We start from the raw sequence: 14,268 nt of genomic DNA, 5'->3' as shown, positions 1-14,268 counted from the left end.
TCGAGAGAACCCCCATGTCCCGTTCCGAAGCCCTGTTCGCCCAAGCCCAGAAGCACATCCCCGGTGGCGTCAACTCGCCGGTCCGCGCTTTCAAGAGCGTTGGCGGCACGCCGCTGTTCTTCAAGCATGCCGAAGGCGCCTACGTCGTTGACGAGGATGACAAGCGCTACGTCGACTACGTCGGCTCCTGGGGCCCGATGATCCTCGGCCACGGCCACCCGCAGGTACTGGACTCGGTACGCAGGCAGCTGGAGCACGGCCTGTCCTATGGTGCCCCGACCGCCATGGAAACCGAGATGGCCGATCTGGTCTGCTCGTTGGTGCCGTCCATGGAGATGGTACGCATGGTCAGCTCGGGCACCGAAGCCACCATGAGCGCCATCCGCCTGGCCCGTGGCTACACCGGCCGTGACGCCATCATCAAGTTCGAAGGCTGCTACCACGGCCACTCCGACAGCCTGCTGGTAAAAGCCGGCTCCGGCCTGCTGACCCAGGGCGTACCGAGCTCGGCAGGCGTGCCGGCGGACTTCGCCAAGCACACCCTGACCCTGCCGTTCAACGACATCGCCGCCGTCGAGAAAACCCTTGCCGAAGTCGGCCAGTCCGTAGCCTGCATCATTGTCGAGCCGGTAGCCGGCAACATGAACTGCGTACCACCGGCGCCAGGCTTCCTCGAAGGCCTGCGCGAGCAGTGCGACAAGCACGGCGTGGTGTTGATCTTCGACGAAGTGATGACCGGTTTCCGCGTTTCGCTCGGCGGCGCCCAGGGCCACTACGGCATCAACCCGGACCTGTCGACCTTCGGCAAGATCGTCGGCGGCGGCATGCCGGTCGGTTGCTTCGGCGGCAAGCGTGAAATCATGGGCTGCATCGCCCCGCTCGGCCCGGTGTACCAGGCGGGCACCCTGTCGGGTAACCCGCTGGCCATGGCCGCCGGCCTGACCACCCTGAAGCTGATCAGCCGCCCGGGCTTCCACGCCGAGCTGACCGACTACACCAGCCGTATGCTCGACGGCTTGCAACAGCGCGCCGATGCCGCTGGCGTGCCGTTCGTCACCACCCAGGCCGGTGCCATGTTCGGCCTGTACTTCAGCGGTGCCGACGACATCGTCACCTTCGAAGACGTGATGGCCAGCGACGCCGAGCGCTTCAAGCGCTTCTTCCACCTGATGCTCGATGGTGGCGTGTACCTGGCGCCTAGCGCGTTCGAGGCTGGCTTCACCTCTATCGCCCATGGCGACAAAGAGCTGCAGATCACCCTGGATGCGGCTGAAAAGGCCTTTGCAGCCCTGAAGTGATTGTCAGCCTGTCCCGGCCTCTTCGCGGGTAAACCCGCTCCCACAGGGACCGCACCGAGCCAATGTTGGTGCAGTACCTGTGGGAGCGGGTTCACCCGCGAAGGGGTCGCCAAAGGAAATAATTAACCCTGCACAATCAGCTGACTTCCCCAACCAAGCAGAAAATCGAGTAAAACTTTGTAAGGTTGGCGCTGCTTATCCCATAATGTGCCACCAGAGACATTGGCCGCAGCTTTGCAGAGGTAAGTCGATCCCCATGAACCGCACCGGCCGCGCCCTGACCCTGGGCTGCCTGTTGCTTCTTCAGCCCCTGCTGGCCCTGGCAGAGGGCGGTAACTCGTTGCTGATTCCGGCAACGGGCCGCTGCACCTTGAATGTCCAGCCCGAAGACCTGGCAAACGCCCTCAAGGCTTGTGAGCAGACGGCTACCGCGGGGGATGCCCAGGCGCAATTCGAACTGGGCGAGTACTACTACACGCAAACGCCGAAAAATCTGGGCAAAGCCCTTAACTGGTTCGAAAAGGCCTCGCTGCAAGGCCATGCCGAGGCCCAGTATCGCCTGGGCGCCATGTTCTTCCGTGGCGAAGGGGTCAAGGCCAACAATGTGCAGGCCTACATCCTGCTGAAGATGGCCGCGGTCAACGGCGCCGAGGATGCGCTGGACATGGCCGACGAAGTGACCGAGCAGATGCCCCGCGACGAGCTGGAGCATGCCACCCAGGTGCTCGGCCAGATTTTCCGCAAGTACCTGCTGGAGCTGCAGAGCGCCGAAGGGCGCACACCGTTCTCGCCACTGCCCTGAGTGGTCACTTTTCCGGCATCGGCATGGGGAACGGCATCACGTTGCCGCCGCCCTTGGCTTCGCTGATCTTCGCCGTGCCCAGGCGTTCCACCTCGTCGATGCGCACGATAGAGTGCATCGGCACGAAACTGCGGATCACCCCCTCGAACTGGCTCTTGAGCTTCTCCTCGCTTGGGTCCACTACCAGCTGCGAGCGCTCGCCGAACACGAACTCCTCGATCTCCAGGAACCCCCATAGGTCGCTCTGGTAGATCTGCTTGGCATACATCTCGAAGACCTGCCCCTGGTTGAGGAAGATCACTTTATAGATGGCAGGTTCGGGTTTGCTCATGTTCGGGGGATAACACATGCGTAAGAAAAGGCCGGCATCATAGCAGTGCCGGCCTCTTCGCGGGTGAACTCGCTCCCACAGGTTCTGCGCAGCCCGCAGGAACCGTGCAATCCCTGTGGGAGCGGGTTTACCCGCGAAGGGGCCAGAACAGGCCACACATACCCTTGATCGTTTCAGTGCTTTCGCCACTGCCATTCAAGGGTTATTCTTGAGCTCACATCCATTGCCGTCGAGCGGCTAAAAACGACCTTGAACGCACCCATAGAACCCCATCGTTTCATCCTCGAACCCTTCGAGGCCCACCGTTTCGCCAACTTGTGCGGCCAGTTCGACGAGCACCTGCGCCTGATCGAACAGCGCCTGGCCATCGAGATCCGCAACCGCGGCAATCAGTTCGAGCTGATCGGCGAACCCAAGACCACCTCCGCTGCCGAGCAGTTGCTGCGCCGTCTCTACCGCGAGACCAAGGCCAGCGATCTGTCCCCGGAAACCGTGCACCTGTACCTGCAGGAATCGACCGTCGAGAACATCGACAACCCGGCCGTCAACGAGGTCAGCGTGTCGCTGCGCACGCGCAAGGGCAACATTCGCCCGCGCGGGGTCAACCAACAGCGCTACGTCAAGGAAATCCTGGCCAACGATATCAACTTCGGCATCGGCCCGGCCGGTACCGGCAAGACCTACCTGGCCGTGGCCTGCGCCGTGGACGCGCTGGAGCGCGAACAGGTGCGCCGTATCCTGCTGGTGCGCCCGGCGGTCGAAGCGGGCGAAAAGCTCGGCTTCCTGCCCGGCGACCTGGCCCAGAAGATCGACCCGTACCTGCGCCCGCTGTACGACGCCCTGTACGAAATGCTGGGCTTCGAACACGTGGCCAAGCTGATCGAACGCCAGGTGATCGAGATCGCCCCGCTGGCCTACATGCGTGGCCGTACCCTGAACAACAGCTTCATCATCCTCGACGAGAGCCAGAACACCACGCTGGAACAGATGAAGATGTTCCTTACCCGTATCGGCTTCGGCTCCACCGCGGTCATCACCGGCGACATCACCCAGGTCGACCTGCCCCGTGGCACCAAGTCGGGCCTGGCGCATGTCATCGAGGTGCTGAAGGACGTTCCGGGGATCAGTTTCACCCACTTCCAACCCAAAGATGTGGTTCGTCACCCACTGGTGCAGCGCATAGTCGAGGCCTACGACCGCTTCGATGCCCGCCAGGCCAAGCCCGAGGCGCCCGGCAAAGATGCTTGAACTCGATATTCAACGGGCCACGGATGCTGCCGCCCCGGATGACACCGCCTTTCGCCGCTGGTGCGAACTGGCCCTGCGCCAGCGCAGCGCCGATTCGGAAATGACCATTCGCCTGGTCGACGAGGCCGAAGGCCGCGAGCTGAACCACACCTACCGGCACAAGGACTACGCGACCAATGTGCTGTCGTTCCCGGCCGACGTCCCCGACGACCTGCTCGACATCCCGCTGCTGGGCGACCTGGTGATCTGCGTGCCGGTGGTCGAGCGCGAAGCCGCCGAACAGGGCAAGTCGCTGGAAGCGCACTGGGCACACCTGGTCATCCACGGTTGCCTGCACCTGCTCGGCTACGACCACATCGAGGATGAGGAAGCCGAGGAAATGGAAAGCCTGGAACGGGAATTGCTGGCAGAACTGGGTCATCCCGACCCGTACGCCGACGATGAAACCGACACCCTCACACACTGATACACGAAGGATCACGAGAACCGCCATGAGCGAAGATCGATCGAGCAACGGGCAGAAGTCCTGGCTGGGTAAACTGACCCAGGCTTTTGCCCATGAGCCGAAAAACCGCCAGCAACTCCTTGAATTGCTGCGCGAAGCCCATCAGAACAAACTGCTGGACAGCGAAGCGCTGACCATCGTCGAAGGCGCCATCCAGGTGGCCGACCTGCAGGTTCGCGACATCATGGTGCCGCGTTCACAGATGATCAGCATCAAGGCCAGCCAGTCGCCCCGGGAGTTCCTGCCGGCGGTGATCGACGCCGCGCACTCGCGCTACCCGGTGATCGGCGAAAGCCACGATGATGTGCTCGGTATCCTGCTCGCCAAAGACCTGCTGCCACTTATCCTCAAAGAGAACGGCGACAGCTTCAACATCAAGGACCTGCTGCGCCCGGCCACTTTCGTGCCCGAGTCCAAGCGCCTGAACGTGCTGCTGCGCGAATTTCGCGCCAACCATAACCACATGGCCGTCGTCATCGACGAGTACGGCGGCGTGGCCGGCCTGGTCACCATCGAGGACGTGCTGGAGCAGATCGTCGGCGACATCGAGGACGAGCACGACGTCGAGGAAGACAGCTACATCAAGCCGCTGCCCAGCGGTGACTTCCTGGTCAAGGCGCTGACCCCGATCGAGAACTTCAACGAGTTCTTCGACAGCGAATTCTCCGATGACGAGTTCGACACGGTCGGCGGCCTGGTGATGAGCGCCTTCGGTCACCTGCCCAAGCGCAACGAGACCACCGAGATCGGCCCTTACAAGTTCCGTATTCTCAATGCCGACAGCCGGCGGATACACTTGCTGCGCCTGACACCGATCACCCGTTAAGGACAAACATGCGTTGGATCACCCGCCCCGGCTGGCCCGGTAACCTGCTGGCCCTGGCGGCCGGTGCCTCCACCCTCCTGGCCCTGGCGCCGTTCGACATCTGGCCATTGGCCGTGTTGTCCATCGCCCTGCTCTACCTCGGCCTGCGCGAGCTCAGCCCGCGCCAGGCCATGTGGCGTGGCTGGTGGTTCGGCTTCGGCCTGTACGGTGCCGGCACCTGGTGGATCTACGTCAGCATGAACACCTACGGCGGCGCCTCCCCGCTGCTGGCGATCCTGTTGCTGCTGGCGTTCTTCGCCGCCCTGGCCTGGTTCTTCGCCCTGCCCACCTGGCTGTGGGCACGCTGGTTGCGGCGGACCGAAGCACCACTGGCCGACGCCTTGTGCTTTGCCGCTCTGTGGCTGCTGCAAGAGGCCTTCCGTGGCTGGTTCCTGACCGGTTTCCCCTGGCTCTACGCCGGCTACAGCCAACTGGACGGCCCGCTGGCCGGCCTGGCACCGCTGGGCGGCGTGTGGCTGATTTCCTTTGCCCTGGCCCTGACCGCTGCGCTGCTGTGCAACCTGCACCGCCTGCGAGCCCGCCCCTCGTTCCTGGCGGTGGGCTGCCTGCTGTTGCTGGCCCCTTGGGTACTGGGCCTGGTGCTCAAGGGCCATGCCTGGACCAAGCCGGCGGGCGACCCGTTGAAAGTGGCGGCCATCCAGGGCAACGTAGAGCAGGACTTGAAATGGGACCCGGCGCACATCGACGCGCAACTGGCGCTGTACCGTGACCTGAGCTTCAGCTCCAGGCCGGTAGACCTGCTGGTGTGGCCGGAAACCGCGGTTCCGGTGCTCAAGGACCAGGCCCAGGGCTATATCGATGTGATGGGCCGGTTCGCCGCCGAGCGGCATTCGGCGCTGATTACCGGCGTGCCGGTGCGTGAAGTGGTGCACCACCAGCGCCGCTACTACAACGGTATTACCGTCACCGGTGAAGGCGATGGCACCTACCTCAAGCAGAAGCTGGTGCCGTTTGGCGAGTATGTGCCGCTGCAGGACATGCTGCGTGGCGCCATCGAGTTCTTCAACCTGCCCATGTCGGACTTCGCCCGCGGCCCGGAAGACCAGCCGCTGTTGCAGGCCAAGGGCTACCAGATTGCGCCTTACATCTGCTACGAAGTGGTCTACCCCGAATTCGCTGCTGGCCTGGCGGCCCGCAGCGACCTGCTGCTGACCATCAGCAACGACACCTGGTTCGGCACCTCGATCGGCCCGTTGCAGCACCTGCAGATGGCACAGATGCGGGCGCTGGAAGCCGGGCGCTGGATGATCCGCGCCACCAACAACGGGGTGACCGCGCTGATCGACCCGTTTGGCCGCATTACCACGCAGGTACCACAGTTCCAGCAGGCGGTACTGTATGGCGAAGTGGTGCCGATGCAGCAACTGACGCCGTACCTGCAATGGCGGTCGTGGCCACTGGCGATTGTCTGTGCATTGCTGCTGGGTTGGGCGTTGCTGGCCGGGCGCATTGCCAAGACTGTCTGATGATGTAGCCTGCACCGGCCTCTTCGCGGGTAAACCCGCTCCCACAGGTTCTCCACCGATCTCGTAGCGTGTGGTAATCCTGTGGGAGCGGGTTCACCCGCGAAGAGTCCGGTACAGGCAGTAGAAGGCTCAGTAAAACAGCCGATACCCCACCAACCCCGCCACTTCATTGAGCAACTGCCCGCTCTGCCACATCGCCCGGCTCTCCGGCAGCAACCCGCCGAACGGCCGCGCATGATCACGCCCGAGGAACCCGACCGGCGCCGGCACCACCTCGAACCCAGCCTGCTCGAAACTCCAGCGCGAGCGCTGCATGTGCCACGCCTGGGTCACTACGACCACCCGGCGAATTCCCAACGGCTGCAGCACCTTGGCCGTCAGCTGGGCATTCTCCCAGGTCGTGCGGCTGCCCTCCTCCCGCCATTTCACCTCGACGCCGAAATCTTCACGCAGGCGATCAGCCATCAAGCGCGCCTCGCTCGGCGGCGTGCCGTAGTGCAACCCGCCACTGGTCAGCACCGGCAAGCCCGAAGCCTTGGCCAGCCGCGCGGCAAAGCGCATGCGCTCCAGCGCTGTGGCTGTGGGCTGGTCGCTACCGCCCCAGGCTGGGTCACCGCGCTCTCGCCCCGCACCCAGCACCACGATGGCATCTGCACGGCTGGCCAGCCCGGCCCAATCGCTTACCGCCAGCGGCGCTTCCGTCTCCAGCACACGAGCGGTTTCCTGCACCACCAGCGGCAGGCTCATCAACCACATGCCGCCCAGCCCTGCGGCAAAACACAGCGCCGCCAGCCGCGGCCGCCGGGCGCGCAACCACCACGCCAGAAGCAGCAGCAGAAAAAGCACGCCCGGCGGCATCAGCCATTGTTTGATGAAGAATCGGATCGGCATCGGCTACACCTCCTTGGCAGGCGTGCAGCCTAAGTGGATCGACGCCGGTCAACAAGAGGATGGCCGGCGTCGATCCTGAGCTGTGATGATATTGAAGAACCGGCGCGCGATAGCCTGCGCCTGGCGTCCTGAACGGCTAGCGATGTGGCAGCGTCCTGGATCTCGCCGTGCTGGCGGGGCGTTTCTTGTCCTTGAGCCAGATGATCTTGGCCGATGTCGGCTCCGCTTGTGGGTAACTGCCGACACAGGCATTGTGGCGCTCCGGGAGGGAATCCAGGTAGGCCTTGATCACTTCGAACTCTGCGTGGCTCAGGCCACGCAACTCCAGCTCGGCTGGCATCTCGTCGCGCAATCGCACCGAGGTCCTGGCCACTTCCAGTGCCAGGCCAAGCCGGTCGATCAGGCGTTCGTATAGCTCCGGTCTGATTGCGGGTAGCTGCGTCTCTCCCATCCGTTCACCTCATTGAAGATAAGAATATCTCCCCCCACACCTGAGCTTAGCGTCGTTGCAAAAAGCAGCCGTGTGCCGCGACCAGCGGGCATTCGCAACGAAGGTTTCCCACGATGCGCGGCGCTGCTGTATGCTACGGCGTTCACTCTAAACGACACCGGAGTGCCGGACGCAGCGAGGTTCCGCTGCCTGGAACAAGGTCTCTTCCCTCTCAGCAAAAAGTAGCCATGCACGAACAATACACGCCCCGTGATATCGAAGCCGCCGCCCAGAAGTTCTGGGACGAGCAACAATCGTTCGCTGTTACCGAACAGCCAGGCAAGGACACCTACTACTGCCTGTCGATGTTCCCGTACCCGAGCGGCAAGCTACACATGGGCCACGTGCGCAACTACACCATCGGTGACGTGATTGCCCGCTACCAGCGCATGCTGGGCAAGAACGTCCTGCAGCCGATGGGCTGGGACGCTTTCGGCATGCCCGCGGAAAACGCGGCGATGAAGAACAACGTCGCCCCGGCTAAGTGGACGTACGAAAACATCGACTACATGAAGACCCAGCTCAAGAGCCTGGGCCTGGCCATCGACTGGGCACGTGAAGTCACCACCTGCAAGCCCGACTACTACCGCTGGGAGCAGTGGCTGTTCACCCGCCTGTTCGAGAAAGGCATCATCTACCGCAAGAACGGTACCGTGAACTGGGACCCGGCGGACCAGACCGTACTGGCCAACGAGCAGGTCATCGATGGCCGTGGCTGGCGTTCGGGCGCGCTGATCGAGAAGCGCGAAATCCCGATGTACTACTTCCGCATCACCGACTACGCCGACGAGTTGCTGGAAAGCCTCGACGAGCTGCCGGGCTGGCCTGAGCAGGTCAAGACCATGCAGCGCAACTGGATCGGCAAGTCGCGCGGCATGGAAGTGCAGTTCCCCTACGACCTGGCCAGCATCGGCCACGAAGGCACCCTCAAGGTCTTCACTACCCGTCCCGACACGCTGATGGGCGCCACCTACGTCGCCGTCGCCGCCGAACACCCACTGGCCACCCAGGCTGCCCAGGGCAACCCGGCGCTGCAGGCGTTCATCGACGAGTGCAAGAGCGGCAGCGTTGCCGAAGCCGACATGGCCACCCAGGAGAAGAAGGGCATGGCCACTTCCCTGCTGGTCGAGCACCCGCTGACCGGCGAGAAGCTGCCGGTATGGGTCGCCAACTACGTGCTGATGCACTACGGCGATGGCGCCGTCATGGCCGTGCCTGCCCACGACGAGCGCGACTTCGAGTTCGCCCACAAGTACAACCTGCCGGTCAAGGCCGTGGTACGCACCAGCGCTGGTGATGAAGTCGGCAGCGAGTGGCTGGCCGCCTATGGCGAGCACGGCCAGCTGATCAACTCCGGCGAGTTCGATGGCCTGGACTTCGCCGGTGCCTTCGACGCCATCGAAGCCGCCCTGATCCGCAAGGAGCTGGGCAAATCGCGTACCCAGTTCCGCCTGCGCGACTGGGGTATCAGCCGCCAGCGCTACTGGGGCTGCCCGATCCCGATCATCCACTGCCCGTCCTGCGGCGACGTACCGGTGCCGGAAGACCAGCTGCCGGTCACCCTGCCGGAGAACGTGGTGCCGGACGGTGCCGGTTCGCCACTGGCGCGCATGCCTGAATTCTACGAATGCAGCTGCCCGAAATGCGGCGCCGCGGCCAAGCGCGAAACCGACACCATGGACACCTTCGTCGAGTCGTCCTGGTACTTCGCCCGCTACGCCTCGCCGAACTACGAAGGTGGCATGGTCGACCCGAAAGCGGCCAACCACTGGCTGCCGGTCGACCAGTACATCGGCGGTATCGAGCACGCCATCCTGCACCTGCTGTACGCGCGCTTCTTCCACAAGCTGATGCGTGACGAAGGCCTGGTCACCTCGAACGAGCCGTTCAAGAACCTGCTGACCCAGGGCATGGTGGTCGCCGAAACCTACTACCGTGTGGCCAGCAACGGCGGCAAGGACTGGTTCAACCCGGCAGATGTCGAGATCGAGCGTGATGCCAAGGCCAAGATCATTGGCGCCCGCCTGAAGACCGACGGCCTGCCGGTGGAAATCGGCGGCACCGAGAAGATGTCGAAGTCGAAGAACAACGGCGTCGACCCGCAATCGATGATCGATCAGTACGGCGCCGACACCTGCCGCCTGTTCATGATGTTCGCCTCGCCACCTGATGCGAGCCTGGAATGGTCCGACTCCGGCGTCGAAGGTGCCAGCCGCTTCCTGCGCCGTGTCTGGCGCCTGGCCCAGGCCCACGTGGCCCAAGGCCCGGCAGGCAAGCTGGACATCGCCGGCCTGAACGACGAACAAAAGGTCATTCGCCGCGCCATCCACGCAGCCATCAAGCAGGCCAGCACCGACGTCGGCCAGTTCCACAAGTTCAACACCGCAATCGCCCAGGTGATGACCGTGATGAACGTGCTGGAAAAGGCCCCGCAGGCCACTGAACAGGACCGCGCCCTGCTGCAGGAAGGCCTCGAGGCCGTCACCCTGCTGCTGGCACCGATCACCCCGCACATCTCCCACGAGCTGTGGCAACAGCTGGGCCACCAGCAGGCCGTCATCGACGCCAGCTGGCCAGCCGTCGACGAGGCAGCCCTGGTACAGGACACCGTCACCCTGGTGGTGCAGGTCAACGGCAAGCTGCGTGGCCAGGTCGAAATGCCGGCCGCCGCCAGCCGCGAAGAAATCGAAGCCGCCGCGCGCAGCAACGAGAACGTCCTGCGCTTCATCGATGGCCTGACCATCCGCAAGGTTATCGTGGTTCCGGGCAAGCTGGTCAACATCGTCGCCAACTGATGGCAACGCCCGCCCGCAGCCACTGCGGGCGGGCGAACAGGCCCACAAGGGAGCAACAACATGATCAAACGCAATTTGCTGGTAATTGGCCTGGCGGTCATGCTCAGCGCCTGCGGTTTCCAGCTGCGCGGCACCGGCTCTACCGAGCTGAGCGTGAAAGAAATGGACGTCAGCGCACGCAACGCCTACGGCCCGACCGTGGTTCAGCTGCGTGAAGTACTGGAGCGTAGCGGTGTCAACGTGCACGCTGGCGCACCGTACCGCCTGGTGCTGACCAACGAGCAGGAGCGCGAGCGCTCGGCGACCTACAACAGCGGCAACCGTACTGCCGAGTACGAGCTGACCACCGTGTTGAACTACAGCATCCAGGGCCTGAACAACCTGGAGCTGATGAGCGACAAGCTGGAAGTGCGCAAGATCTACTTGCGTGACGGCTCGAACATCACCGGCTCCGAGCAGGAAGCCGACCGCGCCCGCGAAGAAATGCGTCGCGACCTGGTCAACGCCATGGTCGTTCGCCTGCAGATGCTGACCCCGTCCCAGCTGGACGAGCTGCAGCGTCAGGCCGACGAGCGTGCCAAGGCCGAAGCCGCTGCACTGGACGCCGCTCGCCGCCAGCAGGCCGAGACGCCTCAGCAGTCGCCACTGGAAGTACCGGGCAACTAAGCCCGAGCGGGGTACCTTCGGGTGCCCCGCCTGATTCCCATGAAGCTCGCCCCCGCCCAACTCAACAAGCACCTGCAAGGCGCCCTGGCACCGGTCTACGTGGTCAGCGGCGACGACCCGCTGCTGTGCCAGGAAGCCGCCGACGCCATCCGCAACGCCGCGCGCCAGCAGGGCTTCGATGAACGCCAGGTATTCAGTGCCGACGCCAACTTCGACTGGGGCACCCTGCTCCAGGCCGGCGCCAGCCTGTCGCTGTTCGCCCAGCGCCGCCTGCTGGAATTGCGCCTGCCCTCGGGCAAGCCCGGTGACAAGGGCGCTGCTGCGCTGATGGAATACTGCGCGAACCCCGCCGAAGATACTCTGCTGCTGGTCAGCCTGCCCAAGCTCGACGGCAGCGCACAGAAGACCAAGTGGGGCAAGGCGCTGATCGAAGGTGCCCACTGCCAGTTCATCCAGATCTGGCCGGTGGATGTACACCAGCTGCCACAGTGGATCAATCAGCGCCTGCAGCAGGCCGGCCTGTCGGCACAGCGTGACGCCGTCGACCTGATTGCCGCGCGCGTGGAAGGTAACCTGCTGGCGGCCGCGCAGGAAATCGAAAAGCTCAAGCTGCTCGCCGAAGGCAACCAGATAACTGTCGAGACCGTGCAGGCCGCCGTCGCCGACAGCGCCCGTTTCGATGTCTTTGGCCTGGTCGATGCCATTCTCAACGGCGAAGCCGCGCATGCGTTGCGCATGCTCGAAGGCTTGCGCGGTGAAGGCGTGGAGCCACCGGTGATTCTCTGGGCCCTGGCCCGAGAGCTGCGCCAGCTGGCGGGGCTGGCCCAGCAGTTCAGCCAGGGCGTACCGCTGGACAAGGCTTTCAGCCAGGCCCGCCCGCCGGTCTGGGACAAACGCCGGCCATTGGTCAGCAAGGCCCTGCAGCGCCTGTCGGCGCAGCGCTGGGCGCAGTTGTTGCAGGATGCCCAGCGTATCGATGCACAGATCAAGGGGCAGGCCGAGGGCTCGCCATGGACGGGCCTGGCGCGCTTGTCGCTGCTGATGGCCGGTCAGCGTCTCACCCTCCCTTCCGAATAACTGCCCCCCCCTGTGGGAGCGGGTTCACCCGCGAACACCGGCAAAGCCGGTGCCATGCACCGCGTCGCATGCTTCGCGGGTAAACCCGCTCCCACAGGGCCGGCGCTCGCCTCAACCTCAGCGCCACGATCTCGACCATAAACACAATCAATTGGCCCCACCCTGTCCCAAGCCCTACAGTGCGCCGCGAAACCCACCCAACCCGGGAACTCCGCCATGAGCAAAAAGCCGAAAAAGCACATCCCCAACAAGGCCAAGTCGATCATCGCCCAACCACTGTTCCGCTGCCGCCAGGAACGGCCAGACAAAGGCAAAGGCAGCTACCGCCGCGAAGCCTTCCAATCGAGAGATTGGGAGGCTTCCTACTTTTTGGCTGCATGAAAGCATCGAAAGCGCAGGCATGGTATGGTCGTCACCTGACCTGCAATTCTGGATCTGTGAATGCTCCTCAGTCTTCTCCCCCGCTGGAAAACCCGTCAGCTGATCGCGGCCTCCAGTTTCATCCTGCTAGTGGCCTGCGCAGAAAAGCCCACCGCCGCCGATGCCCTGCCGCTGGCCCCTGCCCAGCCCACCCCGGTGGTGACCCTGCCCGGCACGACGCCCGATACCAGCACTGAAATCCAGCCTCTGCAAACCTTCGCGCAATGGCAAGCAGGCTTTCGCCAGCAAGCCCTGCAAGCCGGCATTTCGCAAGACACCTTCGACCGCGCCTTCCTCGGCGTCACCCCCGACATGGACGTGATCAAGGCCGATCGCAGCCAGCCGGAGTTCACCCGCCCGGTATGGGAATACCTCGAAGGCGCCCTGTCGCCTTTGCGCGTACGCAACGGCAAGAAGCTGCTGGAACAGAACGCCGAACTGCTGACCCGCATCGAGCAAAGCTATGGCGTCGATCGCCAGGTGCTGGTCGCGGTATGGGGCATGGAAAGCAATTTCGGTCAGTTCCAGGGCAACAAGTCGGTGATCCGCTCGTTGGCTACCCTGGCCTATGAGGGCCGCCGCCCGCAGTTCGCTCAAGACCAGCTGATCGCCGCGCTGCAGATCATCCAGCATGGCGATATCCTGCCTGAGGCCATGCGTGGCTCGTGGGCCGGCGCCATGGGCCAGACCCAGTTCATCCCGACCACCTACAACACCCATGCCGTAGACTTCGATGGCGATGGCCGCCGTGACATCTGGAACAGCACGGCAGACGCCCTGGCCTCGACCGCGCACTACTTGCAGAGCTCGGGCTGGAAACGTGGCCAGCCGTGGGGCTTCGAAGTACAGGTGCCGCCTGGCTTCGATTACTGGCAGGCCGATGGCGCCCTGCGCAAGCCGGTGAGCGAGTGGCTGGCGATGGGTGTGAAACTGCCTGCCGGTACCCAATTGCCGGTGGGCAGCAACCAGCTGTCTGCCGCCCTGCTGCTGCCAGCGGGCGCGCGTGGCCCGGCGTTCCTGGTGCTGGACAACTTCCGCGCCATTCTCAAGTACAACAATTCGTCGTCCTACGCGCTGGCGGTAAGCCTGCTGGGTGACCGCTTCACGGGCTGGGGCTTCATTGCCGGCAGCTGGCCTAAAGAAGACCTGCCGCTCAGCCGCAGCGAGCGCATGGAGCTGCAGAACCTGTTGAACAGCAAAGGGCACGAAGCCGGCAATGCCGATGGCATCATTGGCGCCAATACCCGCAAGGCGATCCGCAATGCCCAGCAGGGGCTGGGGTGGCCGGCGGATGGGTATCCGACCCACAAGCTACTCGAGAGCCTGCGTAGCCAGTGAGATTGCCGGGGGCGCGTTGCGCCCCTTCGCGGGCACGCCCGCTCCCACAGGTATC

The 14,268-nt window shown here is 63.9% G+C and carries 14 protein-coding genes; 11 read left to right on the top strand and 3 right to left on the bottom strand.

The features are described 5' to 3' along the window. Positions 1–14 precede the first annotated feature (14 nt). Entirely contained in the window at positions 15–1,298 is a 1,284-nt protein-coding gene (gene hemL / locus J5M58_RS03985; protein WP_207877225.1) for a glutamate-1-semialdehyde 2,1-aminomutase, read from the top strand. Positions 1,299–1,554: 256 nt separating this feature from the next. Further along, entirely contained in the window at positions 1,555–2,100 is a 546-nt protein-coding gene (locus tag J5M58_RS03980; protein WP_207877223.1) for a tetratricopeptide repeat protein, read from the top strand. A gap of 4 nt (positions 2,101–2,104) precedes the next feature. Here the strand turns inward: J5M58_RS03980 and J5M58_RS03975 are convergent, their stop codons facing one another. Further along, positions 2,105–2,431, bottom strand: a complete 327-nt coding sequence (locus J5M58_RS03975; protein ID WP_181457389.1) for a DUF1820 family protein — start codon at positions 2,429–2,431, stop codon at positions 2,105–2,107. A gap of 249 nt (positions 2,432–2,680) precedes the next feature. On the opposite strand from J5M58_RS03975, the gene J5M58_RS03970 reads away from it, so the two are divergent. The 4 genes from J5M58_RS03970 to lnt are packed head-to-tail and all read left to right on the top strand — an operon-like array spanning position 2,681 to position 6,536. Then, entirely contained in the window at positions 2,681–3,679 is a 999-nt protein-coding gene (locus J5M58_RS03970) for a PhoH family protein (RefSeq protein ID WP_112253612.1), read from the top strand. Beyond that, positions 3,672–4,145 (top strand): rRNA maturation RNase YbeY, encoded by a 474-nt coding sequence (gene ybeY, locus J5M58_RS03965; protein WP_112253613.1) that lies wholly within the window; start codon positions 3,672–3,674, stop codon positions 4,143–4,145. The genes J5M58_RS03970 and ybeY overlap by 8 nt, the downstream gene beginning before the upstream one ends. Positions 4,146–4,170: 25 nt before the next feature. Further along, positions 4,171–5,010 carry an HlyC/CorC family transporter gene (locus tag J5M58_RS03960; protein WP_046613214.1) on the top strand — a complete coding sequence of 280 codons (840 nt, stop codon included), beginning with the start codon at positions 4,171–4,173 and terminating at the stop codon, positions 5,008–5,010. An 8-nt stretch (positions 5,011–5,018) separates the two neighbouring features. Beyond that, positions 5,019–6,536 carry an apolipoprotein N-acyltransferase gene (gene lnt, locus J5M58_RS03955; RefSeq protein WP_207877221.1) on the top strand — a complete coding sequence of 506 codons (1,518 nt, stop codon included), beginning with the start codon at positions 5,019–5,021 and terminating at the stop codon, positions 6,534–6,536. A 129-nt stretch (positions 6,537–6,665) separates the two neighbouring features. Here the strand turns inward: lnt and J5M58_RS03950 are convergent, their stop codons facing one another. After that, positions 6,666–7,427 carry a YdcF family protein gene (locus tag J5M58_RS03950; RefSeq protein WP_112253615.1) on the bottom strand — a complete coding sequence of 254 codons (762 nt, stop codon included), beginning with the start codon at positions 7,425–7,427 and terminating at the stop codon, positions 6,666–6,668. A 136-nt stretch (positions 7,428–7,563) separates the two neighbouring features. Beyond that, on the bottom strand, positions 7,564–7,878 hold the full coding sequence (locus tag J5M58_RS03945) for a hypothetical protein (protein ID WP_112253616.1): 315 nt from the start codon (positions 7,876–7,878) through the stop codon (positions 7,564–7,566). Positions 7,879–8,105: 227 nt separating this feature from the next. On the opposite strand from J5M58_RS03945, the gene leuS reads away from it, so the two are divergent. The 5 genes from leuS to J5M58_RS03920 all read left to right on the top strand — a co-directional run bounded on the left by leuS (position 8,106) and on the right by J5M58_RS03920 (position 14,213). Then, positions 8,106–10,712, top strand: coding sequence for a leucine--tRNA ligase (gene leuS / locus J5M58_RS03940; protein WP_112253617.1), 2,607 nt, complete (start codon positions 8,106–8,108; stop codon positions 10,710–10,712). A gap of 60 nt (positions 10,713–10,772) precedes the next feature. Next, complete coding sequence (gene lptE, locus J5M58_RS03935; RefSeq protein ID WP_112253618.1) at positions 10,773–11,378, top strand: LPS assembly lipoprotein LptE; 606 nt, start codon at positions 10,773–10,775, stop codon at positions 11,376–11,378. A 39-nt stretch (positions 11,379–11,417) separates the two neighbouring features. Beyond that, positions 11,418–12,455, top strand: a complete 1,038-nt coding sequence (gene holA / locus J5M58_RS03930) for a DNA polymerase III subunit delta (RefSeq protein WP_112253619.1) — start codon at positions 11,418–11,420, stop codon at positions 12,453–12,455. A 216-nt stretch (positions 12,456–12,671) separates the two neighbouring features. Next, positions 12,672–12,836, top strand: a complete 165-nt coding sequence (gene arfA, locus J5M58_RS03925) for an alternative ribosome rescue factor ArfA (RefSeq protein WP_207877218.1) — start codon at positions 12,672–12,674, stop codon at positions 12,834–12,836. 60 nt (positions 12,837–12,896) lie between these two features. Then, positions 12,897–14,213: a lytic murein transglycosylase gene (locus tag J5M58_RS03920; protein WP_207877214.1), complete on the top strand. Its 1,317-nt coding sequence runs from the start codon at positions 12,897–12,899 to the stop codon at positions 14,211–14,213. The last annotated feature ends 55 nt before the right edge of the window (positions 14,214–14,268 follow it).

Source organism: Pseudomonas sp. 32_A (assembly GCF_017490905.1).
Taxonomy (GTDB): Bacteria; Pseudomonadota; Gammaproteobacteria; order Pseudomonadales; family Pseudomonadaceae; genus Aquipseudomonas; species Aquipseudomonas inefficax.
Note: the sequence above shows the minus strand (reverse complement) of the source record. Positions and strands in the feature narration are given on the sequence as shown.

Bases quoted from the DNA above. Each gene is read 5' to 3' on its own strand.
- J5M58_RS03945 (WP_112253616.1), bottom strand. From the start codon at position 7,878: ATGGGAGAGACGCAGCTACCCGCAATCAGACCGGAGCTATACGAACGC.
- J5M58_RS03950 (WP_112253615.1), bottom strand. From the start codon at position 7,427: ATGCCGATCCGATTCTTCATCAAACAATGGCTGATGCCGCCGGGCGTG.
- hemL (WP_207877225.1), top strand. From the start codon at position 15: ATGTCCCGTTCCGAAGCCCTGTTCGCCCAAGCCCAGAAGCACATCCCC.
- lptE (WP_112253618.1), top strand. From the start codon at position 10,773: ATGATCAAACGCAATTTGCTGGTAATTGGCCTGGCGGTCATGCTCAGC.
- J5M58_RS03975 (WP_181457389.1), bottom strand. From the start codon at position 2,431: ATGAGCAAACCCGAACCTGCCATCTATAAAGTGATCTTCCTCAACCAG.
- holA (WP_112253619.1), top strand. From the start codon at position 11,418: ATGAAGCTCGCCCCCGCCCAACTCAACAAGCACCTGCAAGGCGCCCTG.
- J5M58_RS03980 (WP_207877223.1), top strand. From the start codon at position 1,555: ATGAACCGCACCGGCCGCGCCCTGACCCTGGGCTGCCTGTTGCTTCTT.
- J5M58_RS03960 (WP_046613214.1), top strand. From the start codon at position 4,171: ATGAGCGAAGATCGATCGAGCAACGGGCAGAAGTCCTGGCTGGGTAAA.
- arfA (WP_207877218.1), top strand. From the start codon at position 12,672: ATGAGCAAAAAGCCGAAAAAGCACATCCCCAACAAGGCCAAGTCGATC.
- leuS (WP_112253617.1), top strand. From the start codon at position 8,106: ATGCACGAACAATACACGCCCCGTGATATCGAAGCCGCCGCCCAGAAG.
- J5M58_RS03920 (WP_207877214.1), top strand. From the start codon at position 12,897: ATGCTCCTCAGTCTTCTCCCCCGCTGGAAAACCCGTCAGCTGATCGCG.
- lnt (WP_207877221.1), top strand. From the start codon at position 5,019: ATGCGTTGGATCACCCGCCCCGGCTGGCCCGGTAACCTGCTGGCCCTG.
- ybeY (WP_112253613.1), top strand. From the start codon at position 3,672: ATGCTTGAACTCGATATTCAACGGGCCACGGATGCTGCCGCCCCGGAT.